The sequence below is a fragment of the Pseudomonas poae RE*1-1-14 genome, assembly GCF_000336465.1.
Taxonomy (GTDB): domain Bacteria; phylum Pseudomonadota; class Gammaproteobacteria; order Pseudomonadales; family Pseudomonadaceae; genus Aquipseudomonas; species Aquipseudomonas poae.
Window position 1 is genome coordinate 1,173,585 of sequence record NC_020209.1, and the last position, 26,288, is coordinate 1,199,872.

Annotated in this window: 21 protein-coding genes, 4 tRNA genes and 1 pseudogene; 15 read left to right on the forward strand and 11 right to left on the reverse strand. The window is 60.7% G+C overall.

Annotation, left to right across the window (positions count from 1 at the left end; all coding sequences use genetic code 11):
* Positions 1-79: 79 nt before the first annotated feature.
* From H045_RS05420 to H045_RS25720, 3 genes and pseudogenes are all read left to right on the forward strand, one after another.
* Positions 80-1,492 (forward strand): aminotransferase-like domain-containing protein, encoded by a 1,413-nt coding sequence (locus tag H045_RS05420; RefSeq protein ID WP_015371656.1) that lies wholly within the window; start codon positions 80-82, stop codon positions 1,490-1,492.
* Positions 1,493-2,560: 1,068 nt separating this feature from the next.
* Positions 2,561-2,668, forward strand: a pseudogene (locus tag H045_RS25715) (HAMP domain-containing protein); the annotation flags it as partial.
* 201 nt (positions 2,669-2,869) lie between these two features.
* Positions 2,870-3,574, forward strand: a complete 705-nt coding sequence (locus tag H045_RS25720) for a methyl-accepting chemotaxis protein (RefSeq protein WP_422394099.1) — start codon at positions 2,870-2,872, stop codon at positions 3,572-3,574.
* A 36-nt stretch (positions 3,575-3,610) separates the two neighbouring features.
* Here H045_RS25720 and H045_RS05430 read toward each other — a convergent pair whose 3' ends face one another.
* Together H045_RS05430 and H045_RS05435 are read right to left on the reverse strand one after the other, a co-directional pair.
* A complete protein-coding gene (locus H045_RS05430) occupies positions 3,611-4,423 on the reverse strand; it encodes an alpha/beta fold hydrolase (protein WP_015371658.1) in 813 nt (270 codons plus the stop codon).
* A 292-nt stretch (positions 4,424-4,715) separates the two neighbouring features.
* Positions 4,716-5,474 (reverse strand): hypothetical protein, encoded by a 759-nt coding sequence (locus H045_RS05435; RefSeq protein WP_041931444.1) that lies wholly within the window; start codon positions 5,472-5,474, stop codon positions 4,716-4,718.
* A 371-nt stretch (positions 5,475-5,845) separates the two neighbouring features.
* Between H045_RS05435 and H045_RS05440 the strand changes: the two genes are divergently transcribed.
* The 5 genes from H045_RS05440 (at position 5,846) to gltS (ending at position 7,698) form a co-directional block, all read left to right on the forward strand.
* Positions 5,846-5,921: transfer RNA gene (locus H045_RS05440), tRNA-Glu, on the forward strand.
* 3 nt (positions 5,922-5,924) lie between these two features.
* Positions 5,925-6,000 (forward strand) — tRNA-Gly (locus H045_RS05445).
* Between the two features lie 105 nt (positions 6,001-6,105).
* Positions 6,106-6,181 (forward strand) — tRNA-Glu (locus H045_RS05450).
* 3 nt (positions 6,182-6,184) lie between these two features.
* A tRNA-Gly gene (locus tag H045_RS05455) sits at positions 6,185-6,260 on the forward strand.
* Positions 6,261-6,486: 226 nt separating this feature from the next.
* Positions 6,487-7,698, forward strand: coding sequence for a sodium/glutamate symporter (gltS, locus tag H045_RS05460; protein WP_003237150.1), 1,212 nt, complete (start codon positions 6,487-6,489; stop codon positions 7,696-7,698).
* A gap of 63 nt (positions 7,699-7,761) precedes the next feature.
* On the opposite strand, the gene H045_RS05465 is transcribed toward gltS, so the two are convergent.
* From H045_RS05465 to H045_RS05490, 6 genes are all read right to left on the reverse strand, one after another.
* Positions 7,762-9,501 (reverse strand): dipeptidase, encoded by a 1,740-nt coding sequence (locus tag H045_RS05465; RefSeq protein ID WP_015371660.1) that lies wholly within the window; start codon positions 9,499-9,501, stop codon positions 7,762-7,764.
* 145 nt (positions 9,502-9,646) lie between these two features.
* Positions 9,647-10,864, reverse strand: coding sequence for a phospholipase D-like domain-containing protein (locus H045_RS05470; protein WP_015371661.1), 1,218 nt, complete (start codon positions 10,862-10,864; stop codon positions 9,647-9,649).
* A gap of 55 nt (positions 10,865-10,919) precedes the next feature.
* Entirely contained in the window at positions 10,920-11,567 is a 648-nt protein-coding gene (locus tag H045_RS05475) for a MotA/TolQ/ExbB proton channel family protein (RefSeq protein WP_003237144.1), read from the reverse strand.
* Between the two features lie 17 nt (positions 11,568-11,584).
* Positions 11,585-13,864 carry a TonB-dependent receptor gene (locus H045_RS05480; RefSeq protein WP_015371662.1) on the reverse strand — a complete coding sequence of 760 codons (2,280 nt, stop codon included), beginning with the start codon at positions 13,862-13,864 and terminating at the stop codon, positions 11,585-11,587.
* 23 nt (positions 13,865-13,887) lie between these two features.
* Complete coding sequence (locus tag H045_RS05485; protein ID WP_015371663.1) at positions 13,888-14,652, reverse strand: energy transducer TonB family protein; 765 nt, start codon at positions 14,650-14,652, stop codon at positions 13,888-13,890.
* A gap of 2 nt (positions 14,653-14,654) precedes the next feature.
* Complete coding sequence (locus H045_RS05490) at positions 14,655-15,062, reverse strand: ExbD/TolR family protein (protein WP_003237138.1); 408 nt, start codon at positions 15,060-15,062, stop codon at positions 14,655-14,657.
* A 190-nt stretch (positions 15,063-15,252) separates the two neighbouring features.
* Here H045_RS05490 and H045_RS05495 point away from each other — a divergent pair, with 190 nt between their 5' ends.
* Positions 15,253-15,807 carry a GNAT family N-acetyltransferase gene (locus tag H045_RS05495; RefSeq protein WP_015371664.1) on the forward strand — a complete coding sequence of 185 codons (555 nt, stop codon included), beginning with the start codon at positions 15,253-15,255 and terminating at the stop codon, positions 15,805-15,807.
* Positions 15,804-17,378, forward strand: a complete 1,575-nt coding sequence (locus H045_RS05500; RefSeq protein WP_015371665.1) for an alkaline phosphatase D family protein — start codon at positions 15,804-15,806, stop codon at positions 17,376-17,378. Before H045_RS05495 ends, H045_RS05500 begins: the two co-directional genes overlap by 4 nt.
* A gap of 70 nt (positions 17,379-17,448) precedes the next feature.
* Here the strand turns inward: H045_RS05500 and H045_RS05505 are convergent, their stop codons facing one another.
* Together H045_RS05505 and H045_RS05510 are read right to left on the reverse strand one after the other, a co-directional pair.
* Positions 17,449-17,856 carry a PA2817 family protein gene (locus H045_RS05505; protein ID WP_015371666.1) on the reverse strand — a complete coding sequence of 136 codons (408 nt, stop codon included), beginning with the start codon at positions 17,854-17,856 and terminating at the stop codon, positions 17,449-17,451.
* Positions 17,857-17,931: 75 nt separating this feature from the next.
* A complete protein-coding gene (locus H045_RS05510; RefSeq protein ID WP_015371667.1) occupies positions 17,932-20,379 on the reverse strand; it encodes an acyl-CoA dehydrogenase in 2,448 nt (815 codons plus the stop codon).
* Between the two features lie 277 nt (positions 20,380-20,656).
* On the opposite strand from H045_RS05510, the gene H045_RS05515 reads away from it, so the two are divergent.
* The 3 genes from H045_RS05515 (at position 20,657) to H045_RS05525 (ending at position 23,118) form a co-directional block, all read left to right on the forward strand.
* The gene (locus H045_RS05515; RefSeq protein WP_015371668.1) at positions 20,657-21,274 is read left to right on the forward strand and encodes a glutathione S-transferase family protein; all 618 of its coding nucleotides are present in this window, start codon (positions 20,657-20,659) and stop codon (positions 21,272-21,274) included.
* Positions 21,275-21,409: 135 nt separating this feature from the next.
* Positions 21,410-22,342, forward strand: a complete 933-nt coding sequence (locus H045_RS05520; protein WP_003237125.1) for an ABC transporter ATP-binding protein — start codon at positions 21,410-21,412, stop codon at positions 22,340-22,342.
* Positions 22,339-23,118 carry an ABC transporter permease gene (locus H045_RS05525; protein ID WP_015371669.1) on the forward strand — a complete coding sequence of 260 codons (780 nt, stop codon included), beginning with the start codon at positions 22,339-22,341 and terminating at the stop codon, positions 23,116-23,118. The genes H045_RS05520 and H045_RS05525 overlap by 4 nt, the downstream gene beginning before the upstream one ends.
* Before the next feature lie 59 nt (positions 23,119-23,177).
* On the opposite strand, the gene H045_RS05530 is transcribed toward H045_RS05525, so the two are convergent.
* On the reverse strand, positions 23,178-23,717 hold the full coding sequence (locus H045_RS05530; protein ID WP_080627577.1) for a TetR/AcrR family transcriptional regulator: 540 nt from the start codon (positions 23,715-23,717) through the stop codon (positions 23,178-23,180).
* A gap of 91 nt (positions 23,718-23,808) precedes the next feature.
* Here H045_RS05530 and H045_RS05535 point away from each other — a divergent pair, with 91 nt between their 5' ends.
* A complete protein-coding gene (locus H045_RS05535) occupies positions 23,809-25,008 on the forward strand; it encodes an MFS transporter (RefSeq protein ID WP_015371670.1) in 1,200 nt (399 codons plus the stop codon).
* Positions 25,009-25,085: 77 nt separating this feature from the next.
* Entirely contained in the window at positions 25,086-26,234 is a 1,149-nt protein-coding gene (locus tag H045_RS05540; RefSeq protein WP_015371671.1) for a TDT family transporter, read from the forward strand.
* Positions 26,235-26,288: the final 54 nt, after the last annotated feature.

The following is a 26,288-nucleotide window of genomic DNA, read 5'->3' on the forward strand; positions in this document are numbered from 1 at the left end:
AAGAATTCAAAAAGGGCCTGAAGGGGCTTCTGTGCTTAACTGCTCGGGTTGAATAACTGACAGTTCAAGTGAGTGGCTCATGGATTTAGGGATCGATCGACAAGCCCTTGTACCGGTGGTGCAGCAAATCGTCAGCGCGGTGGCCGAGTGGATCCGCAGTAACGGAGTAAGCCCCGGCACGCGCCTGCCCTCCATCCGGCAATTGGCCCTCGACAACCTGCTCAGCCAGTCAAACGTGGTCGAGGCTCTGGAGCGGCTGGTCGCCCAGGGGCTACTGGCCTCCAGCAAGGGCTCCGGGTTTGTGGTGGCACCTGCGCCCGTGTTTCACGAACCGCCTTGGCATGAAGGTGCGGAACGCGAGTGGGGCGCCTTCACCGACAGCCCCCTGGGTGAGCTGAAACTGGGGTGCGGCTGGTTGCCAGACGACTGGCGCGAAAGCGATGACCTCAGTTATGCGATCCGCGAAGTCAGCCGTACCGACACCGCCGGCCTGTTCAACTACAGCACGCCCCTGGGGTTGCCGGCATTGCGCGAGCAATTGCTCAAGCGTCTGAACCAGATTCAGGTGAGCAGCAACCTGGAGTGCATTCTCACCACCCACGGTGCCAGTCATGCCCAGGACCTGCTCATTCGCACGCTGCTCAAGGCCGGGGATACGGTGGTGGTCGAGACGCCGGGCTATGGCAACCTTTACCGTCAATTGGCGTTTCACGGCGTCACGCGGCTGGAGGTACCCCGCACCGGTTGCGGCCCGGATATTGCGGCGCTGGAAGCGCTGCTGCAACGTCATCGGCCCAAGTGCCTGTTCACCAGCAGCCTCTACCACAACCCCACCGGGTCCAGCTTGAGCCGCGACGTGGCCGAACGCTTGCTGGCGCTTGCGTGCTGCAACGACTTTCTGATCATTGAGGAGGATGTCTACGGCGACCTGCAACCTGCCAGTTGCATACGGCTGGCGGCACTGGCCCATGCGGAACGTGTCATCTATATATCGAGCTTTTCCAAGACCCTGAGCAGCGCCTTGCGCGTGGGCTATTTGAGCGCGGGCGCTTCGCTCATTGCGCAACTGGCCCACCTCAAGACGCTGACGGGCATCGGCACCTCGCGTTTTGCCGAAGCCGTCGTGGCGACGCTGCTGGCCAACGGCACTTACCGCAAGTGGGCGCAACGCCTGCGCAAGCGCCTGAACGCGCAAATGGCCGCCACGGTGCAAGTGCTGGAAGACGAAGAATGGCAGGTGTTTACCGTGCCCGCCGGCGGCATGTTCCTGTGGGCGCGGCCGGGGCTTGGCGACCCATCGCATGTGCAGGCCTGTGCCCGGCGACTGGGGGTATTGTTGACGCCAGGCGCGCTGTTCAACCCGGTGGGTGAACCCAGCGATTGGCTGCGCATCAATGTCGCCTATGCCGGTGATGAGCGGGCGCTGGCGTTATTTCGCGCGATGGGGCCGGCCAGATCGACCTCGACCATTCTGAAAACGACCAGCACGTAGCTTTTTGCCATTATTGTGGCGTCAACGACTTGTGTTCAGGGCCTTGTGGTTGCCAATCTCGCTGCTGATAAAACCGGGCGTGTGGCATCCGCCATTGCTGGAGGGGCAAGTGCAATGATTTCGGGCGTGCAACGACGTTTCGCCAACCTCGGTATGGCGAAGAAGCTGGGCTTGGGTTTTGCGCTGGTATTGCTGCTGACGGCGCTGGTGGCTGCGATTGGCGTGTGGTCCCTGCACACGGTTGGTCAGCGTTTCGATGGGCTCAAGCGCATGTCGTCGCTCAATGACGGCTTGCTCAAGGTGCGCCTGATCGAGCAGGACTACGCGCTGCACGCCGACCCCAAGGCGGTGGATGCGCTGCATGAACGTGTCGATGCCCTGGCCGCTCTGGCGGCCAGTCTCAAGGCGCAGTCAGCCGCCAATGGGCCGGTGATGACCGATGTCGAGCAAGCCCTCGATGCCTATCGCAAGGCATTCGACGGGTTTGTGGAACTGACCCAGGCCAAGGACCTGGCGCTGGAAATGGCCAGTTGGTCGGTGTCCAGCGTGGCCAATAACCTCGATGTGTTGCAGTCCGGCCTGGCGGACGACGGCGCCGAAGGTCTCAAGGAGAGTCAGGGCCGGGAAGGCGCGGAGCTGATCGAGCAGGCGGGGCAGATCAGCCAGGTATCGCGCTTGATGCTGCAGGCGATGAACGAAGCCCGGTTACGTCTGGACCAGAGCCGCAGGGCGGATGCCGAGGACGCCGAGCAGGGCAAGATCGAACAGGCCGACCAGGCGCTGGCACAGGTCGAGCAGTTGAAAACGTCGGTCAAGGACGCCGGCTATCAGACCGTACTCAATGAAGTCTCCGGGCATATCGCCGCGTTCAGCGAAAAGCTCGGTGAATACACCGACCTGCTGGCCCAGGAAAAAGTGGTCTACCAACAATTGCGTGAGCGCGCCGATCAGGTGGTCAGCCGCGTCAATCAGGCGTATGACGCCGAAGACCAGTCGATGCAGGCGCAGTTGGTCAACAGCACGCTGCTGATCATTGGCTCGTCCGCGCTGGCATTGCTGGTGGGGCTGATGGCAGCGTGGCTGATTACCCGTTTGATCGTCGCGCCGCTGCGCAGCGTGATTGCGGTGGCCAGGCAGATTGCGGACGGCGACCTGACCGGGCGCATGGACGTCAGCCGCCGAGATGAAATCGGCCAGTTGATGCAGGCGATGCAGCAGATGGGTAATGGCCTGAGCCAGATGGTCAGCGGGCTGCAGGCCGGCATCGAGCAGTTGGCCGGTGCGGCGCAGTCGTTGTCCAGCGTTACCGAGCAGACCAACCTTGAAGTCAGCAGTCAGAAGGAGGAGACCGAGCAGGTCGCCACCGCGATGAACCAGATGACCGCCACCGTGCACGACGTGGCGCGCAATGCCGAAGAGGCTGCGCACGCCGCGCAGACTGCGGATGAGAAGGTCGACAGCGGTCAACAGGTGGTACGCCTGAGTCTGCAACGCATCGAATTGCTTGCCACCTCGAGCACCAGTGCCAGCGCCAGTATCGAAAGCCTAAGTGCCGAGATCCAGCACATCGGCACGGTTCTAGGCGTGATCAAGAGCGTGGCCGAGCAGACCAACCTGCTGGCCCTGAACGCCGCCATTGAAGCCGCCCGCGCCGGTGAGCAGGGCCGTGGCTTCGCGGTGGTGGCCGACGAGGTGCGAGCGTTGGCCAAACGGACCCAGCAATCGACGGAAGAAATCGAGCGGCTGGTCAGCACCTTGCGCAATGCGGCGCAGTCGTCGGTGCAGCAGATCCAGCAGAGTGGTGAACTGGTGAAGCTGGCGGTCAGTGATGCGCTGGAGACCGAAAGTGCCCTGGGCAGCATCGCGACGGCCGTGTCCTTGATCCAGCAGATGAACCAGCAGATTGCCGCTGCCGCCGAGGAGCAAAGCTCGGTGGCTGAAGAGATCAACCGCAGCGTCACCAGCATCCGCGCGAGTGCCGATCATTCGGCATTGAGCATGCAGGGCAACGCTGCGTCGAGCATCCAGCTGGCGCAGTTGGGGACTGAACTCAAAGGCATGGTAGGGCACTTCCGCCTTTGATCGCCGCGTAATACAGCGATCAAAGAGCGAGGGCAGTCAAGCGTGGTTGGCAAGGAACGTCAGCAGCGCTTCATTGACGAAATCCGCGTTCTCCCGGCTGGAAATATGCCCGGCCTCGGGGATCAGCGTCAGGGCGCAGCCGATCAACTCGGCCATCTCGGCAGACTCGGCCGGCGGGCGCGGCTTGTCCTGCTCGCCGCACATCACCAGGGTGGTATCGGCATCCAGGCGCGGCAGCTGTTGCAGGATGTCTTCACGGCTGAAGATCAAGCGGCCCAGGGGCACGATGCTGTGTATCAGGCGTTCTTTGGAGAAGGCCTGCAGGGCGCTGCGAAAATCCTGATAGAGCGCGCAGTCGCGGTCGATATCGGCGCGAAAGAAGATCGGCGCGACCACATCCAGCAACGGCTGGGGAATGGCGCCGGCGTCTTCGATCATCTGGAACAGTGAGAAATAGTACTGGCGCGTGGCTTCCGGTTCGGCACCGAGGTAGGTGTCCATGAGCACCACGCTGTTGATGCGCTCCGGTGCGCGCAATGCCAGGCGTGCGCCCCACATGCCGCCGACCGACAAGCCGACCAGGTTGACCTGGGGGATCTCCAACTGGTCCAGCAGGGCCAGGGTCTGGCGTGCCAAGTCATCGAGGGACTGGGTTTGAGGGGGCTGCGTGCCCGATTCGCCGTGGCCCCACAGCTCGGGGACTATGACGCGATATTGCTGCGACAGGGCTTCGATCTGCGGTGCCCACATGGTGTGGTCCCAGAGGTAGCTTGAGCCCAGCAGGACGACTGGGCCGGCGCCCTGGTCGAGGTAGTGGAGGGGTTGTCCATCAATTATGGCGACAGGCATGTGGGGCCTCGGGCTGGCGGGAGTTAGGGGACTTTTTTACGCTAGTCGGGGGCGGGGGGATAGGTGCAAAGTGATGGCACTGCTGGGGCTTTTATGAGGGGGAGCTTTTGTGGGGCGCGGTCCAATGTGGGAGGGGCTTGCTCCCGATGGCGGCATACTGCGCACATATCCGTTGACGCAGTAATGGCGGCTTGGGGGGCCGCTTTTACAGCGGGTCACTTTTGTAACGGCACAAAAGTAACCCTGGGCCTTCGCCTCACCACTCGGGCTTGAGCGGATCGGCGATGGTCGATCAGTCGTAGATTGCCTTCTTCTTCCACGCTGCATCAGCGTCGTCGGTTTTCAGGCCTTCGGTCAGTTCGTTGATTTCGTCTTCGGCGGGCTGGCTGTTGGTCAGGACGGTGGAGTTGGCGCGGGCCAGTTGGGATTCGAGCATTTTCAGTTGGGTGTTGTAGAACACCGGTTCCGGTTGTTTGCGCAGGTACTGCACGCCACGCTCGAAGGCCAGGCGTGCCTGGCCTGGTTGGCCTTGCTGCAAGGCGTGCTGGCCGAGGTTGTTGAAGAACTCGATATGCAGCAGCACCAGGATGTGACGAATTTCGCGGATCCAGTGCTTGGCTTCGTTGGCCGGCAGGAAGCCGTCCTGAGCGGCGCGGGTGACCTGGCCGTGCAGGGCTTCGAGCAGGAAGCGCACGTCCTTGGCCTTGGCTTCGGTCTGAATCGGGGCGGGCGGGTTGGCGACGGGGATCGATTCGCCCTGGGCGATCAGCGTATCGAGTTCGCCAATCCGCGCCTTGAGCGCCGCGCTGGATTTGTTGAGGTTGAGCAGGCGCTGGTTGACGTTGAGTTCCAGGCGGGTGAGCAACAGCTTGAGCGCCGGGGTCATCAACTGGCCGGGGAAGGTCTCGGTGATTTCGCCGCAGCGACGCAGCCGGTCGTTGAGTTCGATCTCGGTGCGTTTCTTTTCCAGCTTGTTGTTTTCCACCACGTGGTTCATGTAGCCAATGGCGATCAATATTACGATCCCGACTACTACCAGCAGGGTGATCATGAGTGGTGTCACCGGCGTGACCTCTTAATAGGGTTTGCTGTGGAGTGTAGTGACTGGGCCATCTGGCGGATAGGGCTGTTCGACCAGTTGCCCAGGTACCTTCTTCTATATAGGTATAGCGTTGGATGAATGAGCGCACATTGCCATCATCTGTTGGAGCGAACTATAGCGCCTTGTCGGGCGCCGGAATATAGGCGCCGGGTTACACGGCGGCGCAACGCCCGTATGGGCGCGTAAACACGGGGGAAGTCATTGATTTAAATAAATTTATCCTTGGGGGTTGACGACCTTTCAATCCATCCATAGAATGCGCGCCACTTACAGCGTAAAGCACACAGCGAAACGCGGTAGGGAGTGAATGTTGTACGTGTGTCCCCTTCGTCTAGTGGCCTAGGACACCGCCCTTTCACGGCGGTAACAGGGGTTCGAGTCCCCTAGGGGACGCCATATGCGGGAATAGCTCAGTTGGTAGAGCACGACCTTGCCAAGGTCGGGGTCGCGAGTTCGAGTCTCGTTTCCCGCTCCAGTTTTTAAGCAGTGCTGCTCTCGGGCGGCACTGAGTGAAACCAGGACCACGTCTTCGGACGCGGCCTCTGGGCACTGAAATACACACCATGTGTTTCAGTAGCGTGTCCCCTTCGTCTAGTGGCCTAGGACACCGCCCTTTCACGGCGGTAACAGGGGTTCGAGTCCCCTAGGGGACGCCATTTGCGGGAATAGCTCAGTTGGTAGAGCACGACCTTGCCAAGGTCGGGGTCGCGAGTTCGAGTCTCGTTTCCCGCTCCATATTCAACAAAAACGCCGATCAGAGATGATCGGCGTTTTTGTTTGTGCTTTTTTTGATCGGATACATTCCGCCTGCCGTTCTGATGAGCTAAACGCGAAAAATTTACCCTGCGCGTAGGTTTTTTTGTGAAGTGTGCGGGAAGGTTCTGCATTTCTCTTTGGGTAGCTGTGCACAGGTGCCTCTGTCTCTACTCTGGCCAGCCCATCATCCTTCAGCGGACTGCCCATGCTTCAACTCGACTTTTATTCAACCCTGGTCGCCGCTTCCCTGGTGCTGTTGCTGGGACGCTGGCTGGTGGCCCGTATGGGCTTCCTACGCACTTACAGCATTCCCGAGCCGGTGGCCGGTGGTTTGTTGGTGGCCGCGCTATTGGTGGTGTTGCGTCTAATGGCGGGTGTTGAAGTTCGCTTCGATGCATCGCTGCAAACGCCTTTGATGCTGGCGTTTTTCGCCACCATTGGCCTGAATGCCGATTTCGCCAGCCTGAAGGCAGGTGGACGCCTACTCGGCATTTTCCTGTTGGTGGTGACAGGCCTGCTGGTGCTGCAAAATGCCATGGGCATCGCGTTGGCCAGGATGCTCGGGCTCGATCCGCTGATGGGCTTGCTGGCCGGTTCCATTACCCTGTCCGGTGGGCACGGCACCGGTGCCGCCTGGGGCGGAGTCTTCAGCGCCAAGTACGGCGTTGCCTCGGCCTCTGAGCTTGCGATTGCGTCGGCGACTTTTGGCCTGGTACTGGGCGGTTTGATCGGCGGGCCGGTGGCGAGGCTGCTGATCAAGCGGGTGCAGGTGCCTGGGGTCGAGCAGGCATTGCCGCGCCTGCCCAAGGGGTTTGAGCAACCCCACCGGGAACGCATGATTACCTCGTCCTCGTTTATCGAAACCCTGGCGCTGCTGGCGATAAGCCTGCAGGTCGGTATGTTCCTCAACGGTTTGATCCAGGGTACGGCGTTCGAGTTGCCGACCTTCGTCTGTGTGCTGTTCGTGGGTGTTGTGTTGCGTAACGGTCTGTCGGCGCTGGGTTGGCACCAGGTGTTCGAGCGCGAGGTGTCGCTGCTGGGCAATGTCAGCCTGTCGTTGTTCCTGGCGATTGCCTTGATGTCGCTCAAGCTGTGGGATCTGGCGGCCCTGGCCTTGCCGATTGTGATTCTGCTGGCGGCCCAGGCGCTGTTGATGGCGCTGTTCGCGATATTCGTGACCTTCCGCGTGATGGGCAGCAATTACGACGCGGCGGTGTTGGCAGCGGGGCACTGCGGGTTCGGCCTGGGCGCCACGCCCACTGCGATCGCCAATATGCAGGCCGTGACGCAACGCTTCGGGCCCTCGCAGATCGCCTTTCTGGTAGTGCCGATGGTGGGCGCGTTTTTCATCGATATTACCAACGCGTTGGTGATCAAGCTGTACCTGGCGCTGCCGTTTCTGGGCACGGGCGGGTGAGGGGCCTCGCACTGCTGCGCTGACAAAAACGCCGATCATGAGTGATCGGCGTTTTTTATTGGGTCAGAGCTTCGGCAACTGGCCTATGCGGCCCATCATTTCAGTGACGATCTGCAAGTCCAGCAGGAACTGGTCGACGGTCTTGAATTCGCCGTCGGTGTGCCCGGTGTACTTGGTTTCCGGGCGCGCCAGACCAAATTGCACGCCATTGGGCAGGTCGTGCACGGAGGTGGCGCCGGCCGAGGTGCCGAATGTGTGCGGCATGCCGAGGTTTTCGGTGGACACCGCCAGCAAGGCCTTCACCCATTCACCTTCCGGGTTGCGGTACATCGGCGTGTCGAGCGAGCAGGTGAAGGTCACGTCGACCTTGGCATGAGTGTTCCACGCGTTCAGTTTCTGCTCGATCTGCGCCTTGATCGCCTCCGGTGATTTGCCTTTCGGAGCGCGCAGATTCACCGCCAGCTTGAAAGCCTCGTCGTCCTGGCTGACGAAGGTCAGCGAGGTGGTCAGCGGCCCCATGAACTGATCGGAAAAGCCTATACCCAGCTTGCCGCCCAGGTAATCCAGGCCCCAGTTGTCGGCGGCGTAGCGCGCAGCGTCAGTGATGTGGTTGTGCTTGAGCGCGATCTTGCCGTCGACGCTGTTGATCAGTTCCAGCATGCGCGCCACCGGATTGACCCCGGACTGTGGCGCCGAGGAATGGGCAGACACACCCGTGACGGTAAGCTTGACCTCCTTGCCGTCGACCTTGGCGCTCACCTGGAAATCATCGCCGTTGCGCTTGGCGTATTCAGTGCCGGCCTGCTGCAGAGCGGCGGCCAATTCTGCAGGTGTATCACTGACCAGCATGGCCACCGACGCTGAGGGAATCTGATTGGTGGCCTTGCCGCCGGTCATCGAAATGATTTCTGCGCCGTTGCCTTCGCCCTTGCGCACGGGGAACGTGGCCATGACGGTGCCCGAGCCCTTCTCGGCAATCACCACCGGGTAGCCACCATCCAGTGCCAGGTTGTATTGCGGCACCGGGTTGCGTGCGAAGTAGTAGGGGATGGCATCGCCGGCGGTTTCTTCGGTGGTGTCCACCAGCAATTTGAAGGTGCGCGCCAGCGGCAGGTTTTCTTCCTTGATCACCTTCATCGCATACATCGCCACCACGATGCCGTTTTTGTCATCCTCGGTACCTCGGCCGTACATGCGGTCACCGATCAGCGTGACCTTGAACGGGTCAAGCCTGGTGCCGTCCTTGAGCACCCAGTTCTCCGGCGTCACTGGCACTACATCGGCGTGGGCGTGGATACCCACTACTTCGTCGCCGCGGCCTTCCAGGGATATCTCGTACACGCGGTTGTCAACGTTACGGAAAGTGAGGTTGAACGACTTGGCCAGCGCCTGGATCTTGTCGGCGATCCTGAGAAATTCCGGGTTTTTATACTGCGGCACGCCGTCGACGTTGAAGGTTGGAATCTCGACCAGCTCGCGCAGGGTTTCGAGGGCGGCCTTGCCGTATTTCACGCGGGTGTAGATGCCCAGCAGGCGATTGATTTGGTTCTGCTGGTCGGCGCTCAGTGTTTTGCCGACCAGGAAGGCGTCAATGGCCGGGGTAACATCAGCGGTCTTCGCCATATCGCCCTGGGTCAGTGTGCCGAGAAAACCGCGGAAATCGCTGATCGGGGTATCGTTGAGGCTTTTGGCGATGGCCGCACTTTGTTGCTCGGTGAGGTTGGCAAAGACAGGGCTGGAGATAGCCGAAAGGCTCGCGGCGAACAGGCTGGCTGCGACGATTTTTTTCAGTGAAAAGTGCATTGTTGAAAGCATTCCTTTGCAGGTAGTGAGTCATGAATTTCTGATCATTAAGTCAGAAACATTTCCACACACTACCATCACCCGCGTCCAGGGTCAGGCGCAAATGTCAGCGCTCACACCACCCACTGTGCACGTACCTCGATATTCAAGGCGTGCCGGGATGCGGCTGCGGGTAGTGAGCCGTTACCTCCAATGCCCTGGCATAAGGCCCGTCCCACAGCTGCGCATGCAGCTCGCCGATACGCCTGGCCATTGCATCGCTGCGCATCACCACCTCGAGATTGCGCGAGTTATCCAGGTAGCCGCCGAGCCAGTTGCTGGTGCCAACCCAGGCGACGTGTCCGTCGATCTCCATGGTCTTGCTGTGAATCACCCGTGCATAAGGGATAAACCCCTGTTTGGCCTGGGGCAGGGTGACGATTTTGACTTCCACGTTGGGCAATACCGCCAGACTTTTCAGGTAGGGCAGCTCCAGTGCGTCGGTGTTCCAGTCAGACACCATCAGCTTGATCGACACCCCGCGTGCGGCAGCAGCGCGCACCGCGTTGTCGATCACTGCATAGTACGGACGGGTTTTGTCAGGCCCGTAGGACAGCGGCGCGTAGTCCAGCAGTTGCACACGCACCTCGTTTTTCGCCTCTCCCAGCAGACGCGGCAGTTCCAGCTCGGAATCTCCCACGCCCGGCGGGTTATAGCGTTGCGGGCTGGCGACCAGATAATTGCCGGTGCGCGCAGGCGCCTCACCCGCAACCGGCAGCGGCACGGGAGCGTGTGCGCCCAGCGCCGCCTGGGCTTGCCAGTCCTGATCGAAAATCGCCTGCACCTGGCCGACCACGTTTGCGTCACTGATGCGCAGCCCGGTTTCGTGGATATGTTCCAGGGAGCGCCAGTCGAAGTTCTGACTGCCGACAAACGCCTGCTTGCCATCCACCACCATGTACTTGGCGTGGATGATGCCGCCGCTCAGTTGCCCGTAGGGCAACACGCGCAAGGTCAGGTTGGGGATCGCACGCAAGCGCTCCAAGGTGGATGCCTGAGACAACTTGAGGCCTTTCTCCTCCAGCAAAAACCGAATCTTCACACCCCGTTTGCCGGCGGCTTCCAGGTGTTCGATCACCGTGTCCATGACCGAGCCCGGATGATTGGCGGCGTAGAACTGGCCGATATCGATGCGGGTTTGCGCGCCATCGAACAGCTCGATCCACACCGGTCCCGGCTGGCGCACGTCGGGCGTGGCGAGTTCAGTGTCAACCGGTACGGTGTGCACCAGTTCAAAGCCTGGAATGGCAAAGTCCGCCTGGGCCAGCGGACTCAGAAGCAAGCCGGCGAGGCCGGCCATACGCAGCGTGATCGATAGATGCATGGGGGTCTCATCACGATAAAAAAGCAGCGGGCACAGCACGCGCCCGCTTTAAAGGTCAGGCCGTGCGGCTGTGCAGTGGAGTGGGCACTCGATGCGGCACATCACTTTGCACGCGTGCACCGGTGGCGGCGCGAATCAGCAGGATCTTCAGTTGATCATTGATACGCTCCAGGCTGTCCTGAAAAAAGTTGTGGAACACCACGCAGAACAGCGCGATGGCGATCCCCAGGCCCGTCGCGAACAGGGCCGTGCCGATGCCACCGGAAATCTGCCCCGGATCGGACACGCCCGCCGAGGCCAGGGCCTTGAAGGTGTCGATGATGCCGAGAATGGTGCCCAGCAAACCCAGCAGCGGAGCGGCGGTGGTGATGGTTTCGATGATCCACAAACTGCGCGCCAGCGGCGCCCGGGTTTTGAGGTACTGGGTTTCGATTTCATCGTCCAGGTCCTTGCGCGAACCCTGGGACGCCTTTTGCGCGAGCACCGGCAGCACCATGTTCAACGGCAAGCTGGGGCGGTGCGTCAGATTCTCCGGCAAGTCACGCTCGCTGTGCACGCTGGCGCCCAACGCATCGGTCAAGGTGCGGGCCTGGCGGCGCACGTAGGCGAAGTAGATGCCGCGCTCGATGGCGATGAAGATGGCGATGGCCATCGCGGCATACATCACATAGAAGGTGATGTCGTGAAGCAGATTCATGTCCATGGTGGATGACCTCGCAATTAGAAATTGGCTTCCAGGGAAACGGTGACGGTGCGGTCCAGGCCGACGATGTACGCAGGGTCGCCGTCCTTGAAGCCGCTGTAGGTGCCCGAGTTGGTCTTGGTGGTGTACACGCCGTCCAGGTACTTCTTGTCGAACAGGTTGTCGACGTTCAGGCGCAAGGTGGCGTCCTTGACGACTTTTTTGTCCACCGGCAGGTAAATGCCGGCGCCGAGGTTGAACACGGTGCGCCCGGAAATCGCTTCGTCGTTGGTTAAATCGCCGAAAAGCTGGCTGGTGTACTTGCCGCCGAACGTGCCGTAGAAATGCCCGTCGTCGTAGCCGATATTGGCCGCCAGCATATTTTTGGGTACGTTGGGGAACTGCTTGCCACTGGTGGGCAATACAATTGCCCGGCCCGCGTTGAAGGCGGTGAAGTCATCCTGCTGCTCGGCCCTGGTGTAGGTGTAGGAGGTGTAGTAGTTGAAGTGATTGGGCAGCAGGCCGCTCCACTCCAGCTCCAGGCCGCGGTTATTGACGGAGCCTGCGTTGATGTCGGCGAAATCACCGTTGACGTTTTTGGATGACACCTGGCGATCCTTGAACTGCATGTAGAACAAGGTGGCCGCCACCGTCATGTCTTCTCCAGTGAAGCGCCAGCCCAGTTCGTGGTTCCAGCTGGTTTCCGGCTTGGCATCGATGGAACCTGCGCCTTGGTCGTACAGCACGTAGTTCTGCGGAATTCGCATATTGCGCGACAGGCTGTAGAACAACTGATCACGCTCATCCAACTGATATTTGAGGCCCGCATTGGGCAGCAGCTTGGTGTAGCTCTGATTACGTTTTTCCGGCTGCTCGGTGAGGCTGCCGTTGTTGGTGCCATCACGCTTGACGTTCATGTAGGCAAGGCCGGCCACGAGGGTCCAGTCCGGGTTGATGTACCAGGTGTCCTGAGCCCAGACCTTCTGCGCCGGAGTAATAGTGAAACGGTCGCGGCCCTGCACGGTGTTGCCGTTGGCATCGACTACCGAATCGCCGTCCGGCCAGGTGTCGGTCGGTTTGCCGCTGTTTTTAAGGCCAATAAACGGCTGGGTCTGGCTTTGACGTGCGCGCTCGTACCAGTAGCCGAACTGCAGGCTGTGGTCGCCCAGGTCCCAGTTGAGTTTGGTGGTGATGCCGGGGCGCCAGGTCTGGGTGCGGGAAGGACGGTAGTAAACGCCCGTGGTTGAAGACCCGTCGGCGTTGTATTGCGCGGCCGTAGGCAGATTGCCCAGGTCGAACACGCCGCCGGTGTTCGAGCCACGGTTGAGTGCGTAACTCGAAGCGTTGACGCCGCTGCCGTTGCCCCAGAAGTAATATGGGATCACCGACAGGGCCAGGTTGTCGGCCAGTTTGAATTGGGTGTTGAGCACGCCGGTAAAGGTCTGGAACGGGTTCTGCGCCAGGGCGTAGTAGCTGTTGAGCTTGCCGTTGCTGCCCACGGTCGGTGTGGCGGGGTAGGGATCATATTTGCGGCCATTTTGCTGGAACTGGCCTTTGGTCAACTGGCTGTAACTGTTGTTGTCCTGCTCGTGGTACTTGAGGATCAGGTTCGCGGTGTTGCCGTTGCCTGCGTCGAAGAAGCTGTTCCACTCGACCTTGTCGGCGCGCACGGCGCCCGAGCCGCGCCACATTTGCCCCTCGGTATGAGAGGCAGACAGCCAGTTGCTCAGGCCGTTGACCTCGCCGGTATTGAGCCGTGCGAAGGTCTTGCGGGTGGCGTTGCTGCCTACGATCTGTTTGACGAACGCCCCGGTTTCCTTGGTCGGACGTACCGTCACGATGCCGATGTTGCCGCCGCTGGAGCCGATGTGCGGGCCGTCGGCTTCCGACGCGCCTTGGGTGACGAAGATCTGGTCGATGTTTTCCGGATCGCCCAGCAGGTTGGAGTACAGCGCGTAGTTGCCCGAATCGTTGATCGGCATGCCGTCGACCGACGTGCCCACCTGGTCGGAGTTAAGCCCGCGCATGGTGAAGCGAAAGCCCGACAGACCAGTGTTGTCTTCGCTGGAGATATTCAGGCCTGGTGTGTACTTGAGTTTGTCGATCGCGTTGCCGGTTGCCGTTTGTTTATCCAGCGCTTCCTTGGTGACCGTCGAACGACCCTTGATGCTTTCTTCCTGCACCATGTAGCCGCCACCCGCAGTAGCCTTGCCTTGCACGCCAATCGTGCCGACGTCACTGTCGCGGGTATCTGCCATGACCATGCCCTGGCCCATGCTTGCGGCAACGAGTGCCAGATGAATCCGTGTGAATCTCATCACTGTCGTCCTGGTGTCGGTGCTCATTGCACGCTGTAGTTGAAGGTGGCGGTAAAGCGCTGCTCATTGCGCCCCCCGAAAGCTTGCTCGGGGAACGGTTTGACTTGCTTGATGCGCCGCAGGCTGTTGGTGGCGGCGCGGTTGAGCAACATGCTCGACGCTTGGGTTTGCAGGCCTGAATCCAGCACCCGGCCCTGGCGGTCGACCAGCAACCACACCACCACCTCACCGCTGGGACGTTCGAGTGACGCCTGGCGCCCTGTGGGGTACTGCTTGTAGGTGTCCAGATCGTTGCGTAAGCCCTTGAGATAACCGCCTTCCAGGGCCTGGCCGTCGACCTTTGGCGGTGCCGGTGCCGGTGCCGGTGCCGGTGCCGGTGCCGGTGGCGCGGGTGTCGGGGCGACTGCGGCAGGTGTCGGTTTGATCACGGCCGGTGCAGCGGGCTTGGCGGGTGCAGGGGACGGCGCCTGAGTCGGCTTGGCGGCCACGACCGGCTTGGGCACAGGCTTGGGTTTGGGCTCGGGTTTTGGCGCGGGCTTAGGGGGAGGTGGCGGTGGCGCAGGTTCTGCCTCTTCATCCTCGATCACGGGCGGCGGCGGCGGTGGCTCTACCACAGGTTCCGGGATCACTTGCGGCTCCGGCTCGACCAACGCCAGCTCGACCGCCGACTCGTCGTACACCGGTTCGACTTTCAAGGTCTGAGACTGGATGCCCATCGCAATCAACACCAGGGCGATCACGGCCGGGACGCTTCCCAGCAGCTGCCGCACACGAAACAGGCCGTACATGATCAGGACTTGCGCGTGGCGATGGACACGGAAGTGAAGCCACCCAGGCGCAGGGTGTCCATCACTTCCACCAGGCGCGAGACTTCAACGCCCTTGTCACTGTTGACGATGATCGTCGATTTGCTATCCGGCTTTTCGGCCGCCTTCAGCGCCGGCACCAGAGCGTCGACTGTGAGGTCTTTTCCATCGAGTTGCAGCTGACCCTCCAGACCCAGGGTCAGGATGAATTTGTTCTGCGGTTTGAGCTGCTGCGAACTGCTGGCGCTGGGCAACTGGGTCTTCATGCCGAGTGCCGGAATGACGTTCAGGCTCACCAGTACAAAGAACACCAGGAGAAACATCATCACGTCGATCATCGGGATCAGTTCGATGTGCGCCTTGCGTTTCTTGGGTTCATCCCAGGTTCTCATTCCTTTACCCCGTCATAGAATTAGGGGCGATACGCTAGCAACCAAAAATGACCGATTGGTTAACTTTAATTGACCGTTTGAAGGCTCTGTCACGGCACTTTCAGAGGGTTTTCCTTACGTTTTTATGACGTACTAAAACTGACACATTGCGCGTACAGGCTTGGACGATTTTCTTCCAGAGCCAACCGCCATGCCGTCCGAATTACCTCGATTGACCACCTCGCGACTGCTGCTACGAGCGCTGGAAAGCGATCAGGCGGAAACGCTTTTCAGACTCGCCAACGGACCGAACATTGCTGACAACACCGCCAATCTTCCCTCGCCCTATACCCTGGAGACTGCGCAGGATTTTATTGCGGGCCTTGGCGAAAAATTCCACGCCGGCGAGTTGCTGAATCTGGGCATGCATGTGCGCGAAACCAGTGAGTTGATCGGCATCGTCAGCCTTCGGCTCAGCGCGCGTCATCATTATGGTCATCTGGGCGGTTGGGTCGCGGCGCACGCTCGCAACCAGGGATATGCCGCAGAAGCGGCAAGCGCCCTGATGCACTTTGGTTTCACTGAGTTGCGGTTGCAGCGTGTGGGCAGTCAATGTTTTGCCCGCAACGAGGAGTCGGCCCGAGTGATGGAAAAAATCGGCCTGCGCTTTGAGGGCTGTTCGCGCCAGGCCTTTTTAAAGAATGGCCTATATGAGGATTTACTGACGTTCGCCAGCGTGCGTGATGACTGGGAGAACGGCCTGTGAACGATGCAGTGAACCACGACCGCAGGCGGGTACTCGGCGGACTGGCCGTCGCGACGGCGTTTTCACTCCTCAGCCCGTTTGCGCGCAGCGCCGGGGTGGATTATCCATTTACCCTCGGCGTGGCATCGGGTGATCCGTTGCCCGATGGCTTTGTGATCTGGACGCGCCTTGCACCGGTCTTCAATGCCGTCGATGGACGCGGTGGGTTGAGTCGGCCGGTGCCGGTGCGTTGGCGGGTGGCCAGCGATGCGGCGATGACGCGCATCGTCCGGCAAGGCGAGGTGATGGCGACCGGCACTTTCGCCCATTCGGTGCATGTCGAGGTCGGCGGGCTTGATCCGGGCAGACCGTATTGGTATCAGTTCGACGGACTGGGTGCACAGAGCCCGGTGGGTCAGGCGCGCACAACGCCGCCAGCGCACGCCATGGCGGCGGCACGTCTGGGTTTTGTGTCGTGCTCCCACTGGGAGCGTGGCTACTTCAGTGCCTATCGCCATCTGGCTGCGGAGCAACCTGACCTTGTGTTTTTTCTGGGCGACTACATCTACGACAGTTCCTACGCGGCGGACTCAGGCAAGATTATTCGTGCCCATGGAAGCGGCGACGCTTCGACCTTGAGTGACTACCGCAACCGTTACGCGCTTTACAAAACCGACCCTGACCTGCAGGCGCTGCATGCCGCGGCACCCAGTGTCGCAACGTGGGACGATCACGAAGTTCAGAATGACTACGCCAACCGCTGGTCCCAGGACCCGAAGGAGTCCGTGGCGCAGTTTCTCAAGCAACGCGCGGCGGCCTATCAAGCGTTTTACGAACATATGCCGCTACGTGCCAGCAGCCTGCCCAAAGGTCCGGACATGCGCATTTATCGGCATCTGGACTATGGCGCACTCGTACGTTTCCATGTGCTGGACGGTCGACAATACCGTTCCGAGCAGCCCTGTATTCTGGCCAATGGCAGCCATCAAGGGCATATCGCTTCCAACACCTGTTCCGACTTGCGCGACCCTCGGCGCACCATGCTCGGCTGGCAGCAGGAGGCCTGGCTCGACCGTGGTTTTGCCGAGTCAACGGCGCAATGGAATGTGATTGCCCAGGACCTGCTGGTCGCGCCGATTTTCCAGCGTGACCTGACGAACCACAAGCCTGGCCGCTGGACCGATGGCTGGGACGGCTACATGGCCAATCGATCAAGGATGTTGGCGTCCATCGAGCACCGACGCCTGAAAAATCCGGTGTTCTGGGGCGGCGATATCCATTCGTTCTGGACCACCGACCTGCACGCCGACGCCAATGACATGGACTCACCCGTGGTCGCCACCGAGTTCGTCGGTACCTCGGTGACCTCGGATGGTCCGCCGTTTGACGCCTTCACGCAGATTTTGCCGCTCAATCCTCACGTGAAGTTTTTCGACAGTCGCCAGCGCGGTTATGTGTCGGTAGAGGTGGACGCGCAAAAGATGCTGACGCATTTTCGCGTGATTACCGACCCCCGTGATCCTGCGGCGGCGCTGTCAACCCTCAAGTCGTTTGCAGTGGAGCCGGGGCGGGCGGGGGCGATTGAGGTGTAGGAAAGGCGAATATTGCCCGCTGGTTTATTGTGGTCACGGGGATGTGCAGGCCTCAAATAGCTCTTACTTTTCAGTGCTTGCTCTGATCATCCGGCATAGCCAGCAGCTGCTTTTCCTGGTCCCAGTCGAACGGTTCGTCATTGAGCTCGGCTTCATGACGACGTTCTTCCAGCGCCTGGTACAAATCCAGTTCTTCGTCGGGCATGAAGTGCAGGCAGTCGCCGCCGAAGAACCAGAGCAGGTCGCGTGGCACCAGGTGGGCGATTTGCGGGTAGCGCAGGATGACCTGGCTCATCAGGTCCTGGCCCAGATACTGACTTTCGATCGGGTCGATAGGCAGCAGGGCGCGCAGTTCGTCGAAGCGCTCCAGGAACAGGGTGTGGCTTTCCTCGTGCACTTGTTCGGCTTCGCCGACGGCAACCAGGATGCTGCGCAGGTGGTCGAGCAAGACGAGATGATCAGCAACGACGTTGGACACGAGATAAGTCCTCTAAAGCAAAAACGGGCGCGAGAGTATATAGCTCACGCGCCCGTAATTATATGACCGCAGGTATCAGCGGACTTTGCCCTCAGCCTGGGTCAGCTCTTCCTTGCTGAAATCATCCACGTCGATCACCTTGCGTCGCGCTGCTTCGGCGTCACGCAGGGTCTGCGCCTCGGCCGGTTGCAGCACGCCCGCTTGCAGGGCGGCGTCGATGGCGTGTTCGCCGGCAGTCGGTTTGACCTGGCCGCTTTTCAACGCGCTGTGCAGTTTCTTTTGCAGTGGATGGCTGGCGCCAAGCAGGTCATAGGCATGTTGCAGCGCGCCGACCGGATCCTGCGCCGATTGCGGGCGGTAGCAGCCGGCCAGCAACTCTTCGAGAGTCGGGTCGCCCTTGGCGCGGCCAATCACTGCGGCCACTTCGGCATCCAGTGCATCGGACGGCCCGGTATGGCGCCGTCCGAATGGAAACACGATGACCCGCAACAGGCAGCCCAGCACCTTGTTCGGGAAGTTGCTCAGCAATTCATCCAGCGCACGCTCCGACTCGCCGAGGCTCTCTTCCATGGCCCAGGCGAACAAGGGTTCCAGGTGGTCCGGCGAATCCAGGTCGTGGTAACGCTTGAGCGCTGCCGAGGCCAGGTACATATGGCTCAGCACGTCGCCCAGGCGCGCCGACAGGCGTTCGCGGCGTTTGAGCTCGCCGCCGAGCAGCATCATGCTCAAGTCGGCAAGCAATGCGAAGGCGGCCGCCTGACGGTTCAAGGCGCGGAAATAACCCTGGCTCAGACGGTTGCCGGGGGCTTTCTCGAAGTGGCCAAGGCCCAGGTTCAGCACCAGGGTGCTGGCGGCGTTGCTGACGGCGAAACCGATGTGCTGCATCAGCAGGCCGTCGAACTCCTTGAGTGCCTGGTCACGGTCTTCACGTCCTGCCAGCGCCATTTCCTTGAGCACGAACGGATGGCAGCGAATCGCGCCCTGGCCGAAGATCATCAGGTTGCGCGAGAGGATGTTGGCGCCTTCCACCGTGATGAAAATCGGCGCGCCTTGCCAACTGCGGCCCAAGTAGTTGTTGGGGCCCATGATGATGCCCTTGCCGCCGTGCACATCCATGGCATGGGTGATGCACTCGCGACCACGTTCGGTCAGGTGGTACTTGAGGATCGCCGACAGCACCGAGGGTTTTTCCCCCAGGTCGACGGCGTTGGCGGTGAGCATCCTTGCGCTGTCCATCAGCCAGGCGTTACCGCCGATGCGTGCCAGGGATTCCTGGATGCCTTCGAACGCCGCCAGCGGCACATTGAACTGTTCGCGCACCTGGGCGTACTGGCCGGTGACCAGACTGGTGAACTTGGCGGCCCCGGTGCCGACGGCGGGCAAGGAGATCGAGCGGCCCACGGACAGGCAGTTCATCAGCATCATCCAGCCCTTGCCGAGCATCTCCTGGCCACCGATGAGGTATTGCAGTGGGATGAACACGTCCTTGCCCGAGTTGGGCCCGTTCATGAACGCAGCCCCCAGTGGCAGATGGCGACGACCGATCTCCACACCGGGAGTATCGGTGGGAATCAGCGCGAGGCTGATGCCGAGGTCTTCTTCTTCACCCAGCAGGTGATCCGGGTCATGGGCCTTGAAGGCCAGGCCCAGCAGGGTCGCGACCGGGCCGAGGGTGATGTAGCGTTTCTCCCAGTTCAGGCGCAGGCCGAGGGTTTCCTTGCCTTCCCATTCGCCTTTGCAGATCACGCCGGTGTCGGGCATGGCGCCCGCATCGGAGCCGGCCAGCGGGCCGGTGAGGGCGAAGCACGGGATGTCATCGCCACGCGCCAGGCGCGGCAGGTAATGGTTGCGTTGTTCATCAGTGCCATAGTGCAGCAACAGTTCGGCCGGGCCCAGTGAGTTGGGCACCATCACGGTGGACGCCAGGTCGCCGCTGCGGGTGGCGAGTTTCATCGCCACCTGGGAGTGCGCGTAGGCGGAGAAGCCCTTGCCGCCGTATTCCTTGGGAATGATCAGCGCGAAGAAGCCGTGAGTCTTGATGTGCTCCCAGGCTTCGGGCGGCAGGTCCATGGCCTGGCCGATTTCCCAGTCGCTGACCATGGCGCAGAGCGCTTCGGTGGGGCCGTCGATAAACGCCTGTTCTTCTTCGGTGAGTTTTACCTTGGGGTAGGCCAGCAACTTGTCCCAGTCGGGGCGACCGCTGAACAGTTCGCCGTCCCACCACACCGTGCCCGCGTCGATGGCGTCACGCTCGGTTTCGGACATTGGCGGCAAGACTTTCTGAAACCAGCTGAACAGCGGCTTCGTGAAGTATTGGCGGCGCAGGTCGGGCAGCAGCAAGGGCACGGCCACCAGAGCGACCAACACCCAGAAGATCAGCAGCAGCCAACCCGGTGCATGGCTCCAGGCGCCCATCGCCAGCAGGTAAACGGCAACCACGCCGAGGGCGGGCAGGGGGGCGACGCGGCGGTGTGCCAGGTAGGCAATGCCGACCACCAGCACCAGTATCCACAACAACAGCATATTCAGTCCTCCGTGAAACCAGGGGCGAAACCACCAGGGAGCTTAGTCGGCATGCGAGCAAGCGCGGTGATCAAGGTGTTACCACGTGTTCAAGACAGTTCCAGTCGCTTACTGGGTAGTGACCGTCCCATGAGGGGGGAGTTCGTATGAGAATGTACCGGAACTCGTGCGGATTTATCTGACCTGCCAGTCATCCAGTACCGGTTTTCCACTCAGGCATCGTATGCTGCGGTTTCCATCACAACACGTTGTGCATTCACCCATCCAGGGAGCGGTCATGCTGAAAATCTGGGGTCGTAAAAATTCGTCGAACGTCAGAAAAGCGCTGTGGTGCGCCGAAGAACTCGGCCTGGACTATGAGGCGATTGATGCAGGCGGGGCATTCGGGGTCGTCGATACGCCGCAATACCGTGCATTGAACCCCAACGGTCGGGTGCCGATGATCGAAGATGGCGACTTTGTGCTGTGGGAATCGAACACCATCGTGCGCTACCTCTGCGCCAAACACGCGTCAGACTTTTACCCGGCTGACCTGCAAGCCCGCGCCAACGCGGAAAAGTGGATGGACTGGACCACCTCGACCCTCGCTGATCCGTTCAAAGCGGTGTTCTGGGGCATCGTGCGAACCCCGCCGGAAAAACAGGACTGGGACAGCATCGATGCCGGACGTCAGGCCTGTGTCGATGCACTGAACACCGTTGAGCAGGCGCTCGCCCGGCAACCTTATCTGTCCGGCAACGCGTTCGGCATGGGCGATATCCCGTTGGGCTGCTTCATCTACGCCTGGTTCGAAATGCCCATCGAGCGCCCGGCAATGCCGCACCTGGAGGCCTGGTACCAGCGCCTGCAACAGCGTCCGGCCTTCCGCAAGGCAGTGATGACCGCGTTGACTTAATACCCATTATTAATGCGGTTGACTGTACTTGTGCGACCCGGGCACTCACCATGCCCGCCATGCACCCAGGTTGAACTACCTGCGCTGCGCCTTCATCTACCCTTTCCATTCCCTTCTTTTGGTGCGTATTCCGATATGAGTTCCGCTCTGTCCATCCGGCAGCTAACCAAAACCTACGGCAACGGTTTCCAGGCCTTGAGTGGTATCGATCTGGACGTTGCCGAAGGTGATTTTTTCGCCTTGCTCGGCCCCAACGGTGCCGGCAAATCCACCACCATCGGTATTCTTTCCACCCTGGTCAACAAGACCAGCGGCACGGTGAATATCTTCGGCCACGACCTCGACAAGTCTCCGGCTGCGCTCAAGCGTTCCATCGGCGTGGTGCCTCAGGAATTCAACTTCAACCAGTTCGAAAAGACCTTCGACATCGTCGTGACCCAGGCCGGCTACTACGGCATTCCTTCGAAGGTCGCCAAGGAGCGCGCCGAGCAGTACCTGACCCAACTGGGCCTGTGGGACAAGCGTGACGTGCCTTCGCGCTCGCTGTCCGGCGGCATGAAGCGCCGTCTGATGATTGCCCGCGCACTGGTGCATGAGCCGCGCCTGCTGATCCTCGACGAGCCCACTGCCGGCGTGGATATCGAACTGCGCCGCTCCATGTGGACCTTCCTCACCGAGCTGAACGAGAAGGGCATCACCATCATTCTCACCACCCACTATCTTGAAGAGGCCGAGCAGCTGTGCCGCAACATCGGCATCATCGACCACGGCACCATCGTCGAGAACACCAGCATGCGTAATCTGCTGGGCCAACTGCACGTGGAAACGTTCCTGCTCGATCTGAAGAACACGCTGTCGGCGCCGCCGCAGCTGCTGGGCTACCCGAGTCGCCTGGTGGACAGTCGCACCCTGGAAGTCCAGGTGGACAAGGCCATGGGTATCACCGCGCTGTTCACCCAGTTGGCGACCCAGAACATCGAAGTATTGAGCCTGCGTAACAAAACCAATCGCCTTGAGGAGTTGTTTGTGTCCCTGGTGGAGAAAAATCTGGCGAAGGTGGCGGTATGAATTCAGAACTGCAACCCAACCTCGTCGCGCTGCAAACCATCGTCTACCGCGAAGTGAAGCGCTTCACCCGGATCTGGCCGCAGACGCTGCTGCCGCCGGCCATTACCATGGTCCTGTATTTCGTGATCTTCGGTAACCTGATCGGTCGGCAGATCGGTGACATGGGTTGTTTTACCTACATGGAATACATCGTGCCGGGCCTGATCATGATGTCGGTGATCACCAACTCCTACGGCAACGTGGTTTCCAGCTTCTTCGGCAGCAAATTCCAGCGCTCCATCGAAGAGTTGATGGTGTCACCGGTGTCGCCGCACACCATCCTGATCGGCTACACCGCAGGCGGCGTGCTGCGTGGTTTGATGGTCGGAGTGATCGTGACCCTGCTGTCGCTGTTCTTCACCCACCTACAGGTTCACCACCTGGGCGTCACCATTCTGGTGGTGGTACTGACGGCGACGATCTTTTCGCTGTTGGGGTTTATCAACGCGGTGTTTGCACGCAATTTCGATGATATTTCGATCATCCCGACCTTCGTGCTGACGCCGCTGACCTACCTGGGTGGCGTGTTCTACTCCATTACCCTGCTGCCGCCGTTCTGGCAGACCGTGTCGCTGGCCAACCCGGTGCTGCATATGGTCAACGCCTTTCGCTACGGTATCCTGGGCGTGTCGGATATCAAGATCAGCGTGGCGATCACTTTCATGATCGTGGCCACTGTTGTCTTGTACTTCGGCTGTGCACGGTTGCTGGTGAGCGGGCGCGGGATGCGCACCTAAGCCGGAAAAAGTGTGGGAGGGGGCTTGCTCTCTCCCACGTTTGGATTTGGGTATTGCCTTTACTCTTGCAGGGCCAGTTCGATCAGTGCGTGCAGTTCCTGCACGGTCAGCGGCACAGTTGAAAACAGAATCCGAAACACCGTCGGCGCCGCGATCAGATTGATCAAGTGGGCCACGCTCGGTGGGTTGCTGTCGGGATAGCGATCAACAATCGCTTGAAGCTGCCCGCTGAGGATGCTTACGCAGTAGCCCGGGGTCACGCTGCATTGCAGGTCGCGCATCATGTTGCGCCCTGGCTCGGAGCTCATCTCATCCAGATACTGCTCGGCCCAGGCCTGCAAATCGCCGCGCAGGCTGCCGGTGTTGGCCGGCTCACTGTCCGGGCGCATGCGGGCCAGGGCCACATCCGCGAGCAACACGCCAAGGTCACCCCAACGCCGGTAGATGGTCGAGGGCGTGACACCCGCACGTGCGGCAATCATTGGCACCGTAACACTGGAACGCTCATGGGTTTCCAGCAGTTCACGCGCCGCCGAATGTACGGATTCTTGTACCCGGGCACTACGGCCCCCCGGGCGGAGGCCTTCTTTTATCGCCATGGTTGCGACCTTAACACAAAGAATTTGCTTTAAGAGCCAGCCGGTAGCACACTTCGCAAAAGCAAAATATTAGCTTTAGCGGAGCGTGCCCATGTCCAGTACCACTTCTCATCGTCCCAGCCTGGTGTTCCTCGCGATCACCTTGCTGACGTTCCTGGCCGCTTCCAGCGCGCCGACGCCGCTGTATCACCTCTATCAGGAAGGTCTGCATTTTTCGGCGGGCATGCTCACGCTGATCTTCGGGGTGTACGCCATGAGCCTGCTGGCAGCGTTGCTGACAGTGGGTTCGTTGTCGGACCACCTCGGGCGCAAGCCGGTGATTTTTGCCGCACTGGTCCTGAATATGCTGGCGATGTTGCTGTTTATCAATGAAGGCAGTGTGGCCTGGCTGATTGCTGCGCGCACCCTGCAAGGGTTTGCCACCGGCATGGCCACTGCGGTGTTGGGCGCGGCGCTGCTCGACAGCGACCGCCAGCAGGGCCCGTTGGTCAACAGTGTGGCGCCGCTGCTGGGCATGGCGTGTGGGGCGATGGGCAGCAGTTTGCTGGTGGAGTTCGCGCCGCTGCCGACCCAGTTGATCTACTGCACATTGTTGCTGCTGATGTTATTGCAGGCCGTGTATGTGTGGCGTCTGCCGGAAAGCGTCAGCCGTATCCCGGGTGCATTGGCCTCGTTGCGTCCGACCCTGCATGTGCCGCCTCAGGCACGCCGGGCGTTGTGGCTGTCGTTGCCGGTGGATGTGGCGGTGTGGGCGATGGGCGGGTTCTATCTCTCCCTGGCGCCGTCGCTGGTGCGGGCGGCCACCGGCTCGACGTCCAACCTGATCGGTGGCGGCCTGGTGGCGGTGCTGACCTTGAGTGGCGCGCTGATGATCCTCACCCTGCGCAATCGACCCGCGGACAAGGTGCTGCGCCTGGGCGCCGGGTTGCTGGCCATCGGCGTGGCCCTGATTCTTACGGCGGTGCATAGCGCCAGCCTTCCACTGTTTTTCATTGCCACCCTGATCGCCGGCAGCGGCTTTGGCGCAGGCTTTCTGGGCGCCTTGCGCAGTGTGGTACCGCTGGCCTTGCCCCATGAGCGAGCGGGCTTGATGTCGGCATTTTATGTGCTGAGTTACTTGGCGTTCTGTTTGCCGTCGTTATTGGCGGGCAACCTGATTCGAAGTTTTGGCTTGATCGCGACCACCGACGGTTATGGCGCGGTGCTGATCCTGCTGGCGTCTGGTGCCCTGGCTGCGCTGATGTGGCAAGGCCGGCAGCCGGTGCATATTGGTAAAATAGATAACAGTTAGAGATATTACCCGTTATATAGATATTCGATCAGGTTCTATGATGGCCTCAACCTCATACGAGGAAGAGGATTGCCCGCATGACCTGCCCAAATACCATCAGTTACAAGCCGTTCAGCCACCTGACCCGTCCCCGGGAAGTGATCCGCCAGTTCACCCCCAACTGGTTCGCCGCCACCATGGGCACCGGCGTGCTCGCGCTGGCCCTGGCCCAATTGCCGGTCAACCTGCCCGTGCTGCGCACGCTGGGTGAAGGGTTATGGCTGTTCACCGTCGGCCTGTTCATCCTGTTCAGCGTGTTGTATGCCGCGCGCTGGGTGATGTTTTTCCACGAGGCGCGGCGCATTTTCGGGCACTCCACGGTGTCGATGTTCTTCGGCACCATTCCCATGGGACTGGCCACGATTCTCAACGGTTTACTGCTGTTCGGCCTGCCGCGCTGGGGCGGCGATGTGATCGCGGTGGCCGAAGTCATCTGGTGGATCGATGTGGCGATGGCCCTGGCCTGTGGCGTGTTGATCCCGTTCATGATGTTCACCCGCCAGGAGCACAGCATCGACCAGATGACGGCCGTCTGGCTGCTGCCGGTGGTCGCCGCCGAAGTCGCGGCGGCGAGCGGTGGGCTGTTGGCGCCGCACCTGGCCGATGCTCACGGGCAACTGATCATGCTGGTGACCAGCTATGTATTGTGGGCGTTTTCCCTGCCGGTGGCGTTCAGCATCCTGACCATTTTGATGCTGCGCATGGCCCTGCATAAACTGCCTCCCGCCAACATGGCCGCATCGAGCTGGCTGGCGCTTGGTCCCATCGGCACGGGCGCCCTGGGCATGTTGCTGCTCGGCGGCGATGCGCCGGCCATTTTTGCCGCCAACGGCTTGCCTGGGGTCGGCGAGATGGCCAACGGCCTGGGCCTGGTGGCGGGCATCACGCTGTGGGGCTTCGGTTTATGGTGGATGCTGATCGCCGTGTTGATCACCCTGCGTTACCTGCGCGTCGGTATTCCGTTCAACCTCGGTTGGTGGGGCTTTACCTTTCCATTGGGGGTGTATGCGCTGGCGACGTTGAAGCTGGCGAATCTGCTGCACCTGGGTTTTTTCAGTGTGTTCGGTAGCGTGCTGGTGGCGGCGTTGGCGCTGATGTGGCTGATTGTGGCCAGGCGCACGGTGCAGGGTGCCTATAAAGGTGAGCTTTTTGTTTCACCTTGCATTGCTGGGTTAGCGAATAAGTAGGCGGAGTTAGGTAAAGTCGTGGCCTGAATCAATAACAGGCCACGCAGGAACACG

Coding starts and splice junctions, on each gene's coding strand:
- H045_RS05420 (WP_015371656.1), top strand. CDS start 80: ATGGATTTAGGGATCGATCGACAAGCCCTTGTACCGGTGGTGCAGCAA.
- H045_RS25720 (WP_422394099.1), top strand. CDS start 2,870: ATGACCGCCACCGTGCACGACGTGGCGCGCAATGCCGAAGAGGCTGCG.
- H045_RS05430 (WP_015371658.1), bottom strand. CDS start 4,423: ATGCCTGTCGCCATAATTGATGGACAACCCCTCCACTACCTCGACCAG.
- H045_RS05435 (WP_041931444.1), bottom strand. CDS start 5,474: ATGATCACCCTGCTGGTAGTAGTCGGGATCGTAATATTGATCGCCATT.
- gltS (WP_003237150.1), top strand. CDS start 6,487: ATGCTTCAACTCGACTTTTATTCAACCCTGGTCGCCGCTTCCCTGGTG.
- H045_RS05465 (WP_015371660.1), bottom strand. CDS start 9,501: ATGCACTTTTCACTGAAAAAAATCGTCGCAGCCAGCCTGTTCGCCGCG.
- H045_RS05470 (WP_015371661.1), bottom strand. CDS start 10,864: ATGCATCTATCGATCACGCTGCGTATGGCCGGCCTCGCCGGCTTGCTT.
- H045_RS05475 (WP_003237144.1), bottom strand. CDS start 11,567: ATGGACATGAATCTGCTTCACGACATCACCTTCTATGTGATGTATGCC.
- H045_RS05480 (WP_015371662.1), bottom strand. CDS start 13,864: ATGAGATTCACACGGATTCATCTGGCACTCGTTGCCGCAAGCATGGGC.
- H045_RS05485 (WP_015371663.1), bottom strand. CDS start 14,652: ATGTACGGCCTGTTTCGTGTGCGGCAGCTGCTGGGAAGCGTCCCGGCC.
- H045_RS05490 (WP_003237138.1), bottom strand. CDS start 15,062: ATGAGAACCTGGGATGAACCCAAGAAACGCAAGGCGCACATCGAACTG.
- H045_RS05495 (WP_015371664.1), top strand. CDS start 15,253: ATGCCGTCCGAATTACCTCGATTGACCACCTCGCGACTGCTGCTACGA.
- H045_RS05510 (WP_015371667.1), bottom strand. CDS start 20,379: ATGCTGTTGTTGTGGATACTGGTGCTGGTGGTCGGCATTGCCTACCTG.
- H045_RS05515 (WP_015371668.1), top strand. CDS start 20,657: ATGCTGAAAATCTGGGGTCGTAAAAATTCGTCGAACGTCAGAAAAGCG.
- H045_RS05520 (WP_003237125.1), top strand. CDS start 21,410: ATGAGTTCCGCTCTGTCCATCCGGCAGCTAACCAAAACCTACGGCAAC.
- H045_RS05525 (WP_015371669.1), top strand. CDS start 22,339: ATGAATTCAGAACTGCAACCCAACCTCGTCGCGCTGCAAACCATCGTC.
- H045_RS05530 (WP_080627577.1), bottom strand. CDS start 23,717: ATGGCGATAAAAGAAGGCCTCCGCCCGGGGGGCCGTAGTGCCCGGGTA.
- H045_RS05535 (WP_015371670.1), top strand. CDS start 23,809: ATGTCCAGTACCACTTCTCATCGTCCCAGCCTGGTGTTCCTCGCGATC.
- H045_RS05540 (WP_015371671.1), top strand. CDS start 25,086: ATGACCTGCCCAAATACCATCAGTTACAAGCCGTTCAGCCACCTGACC.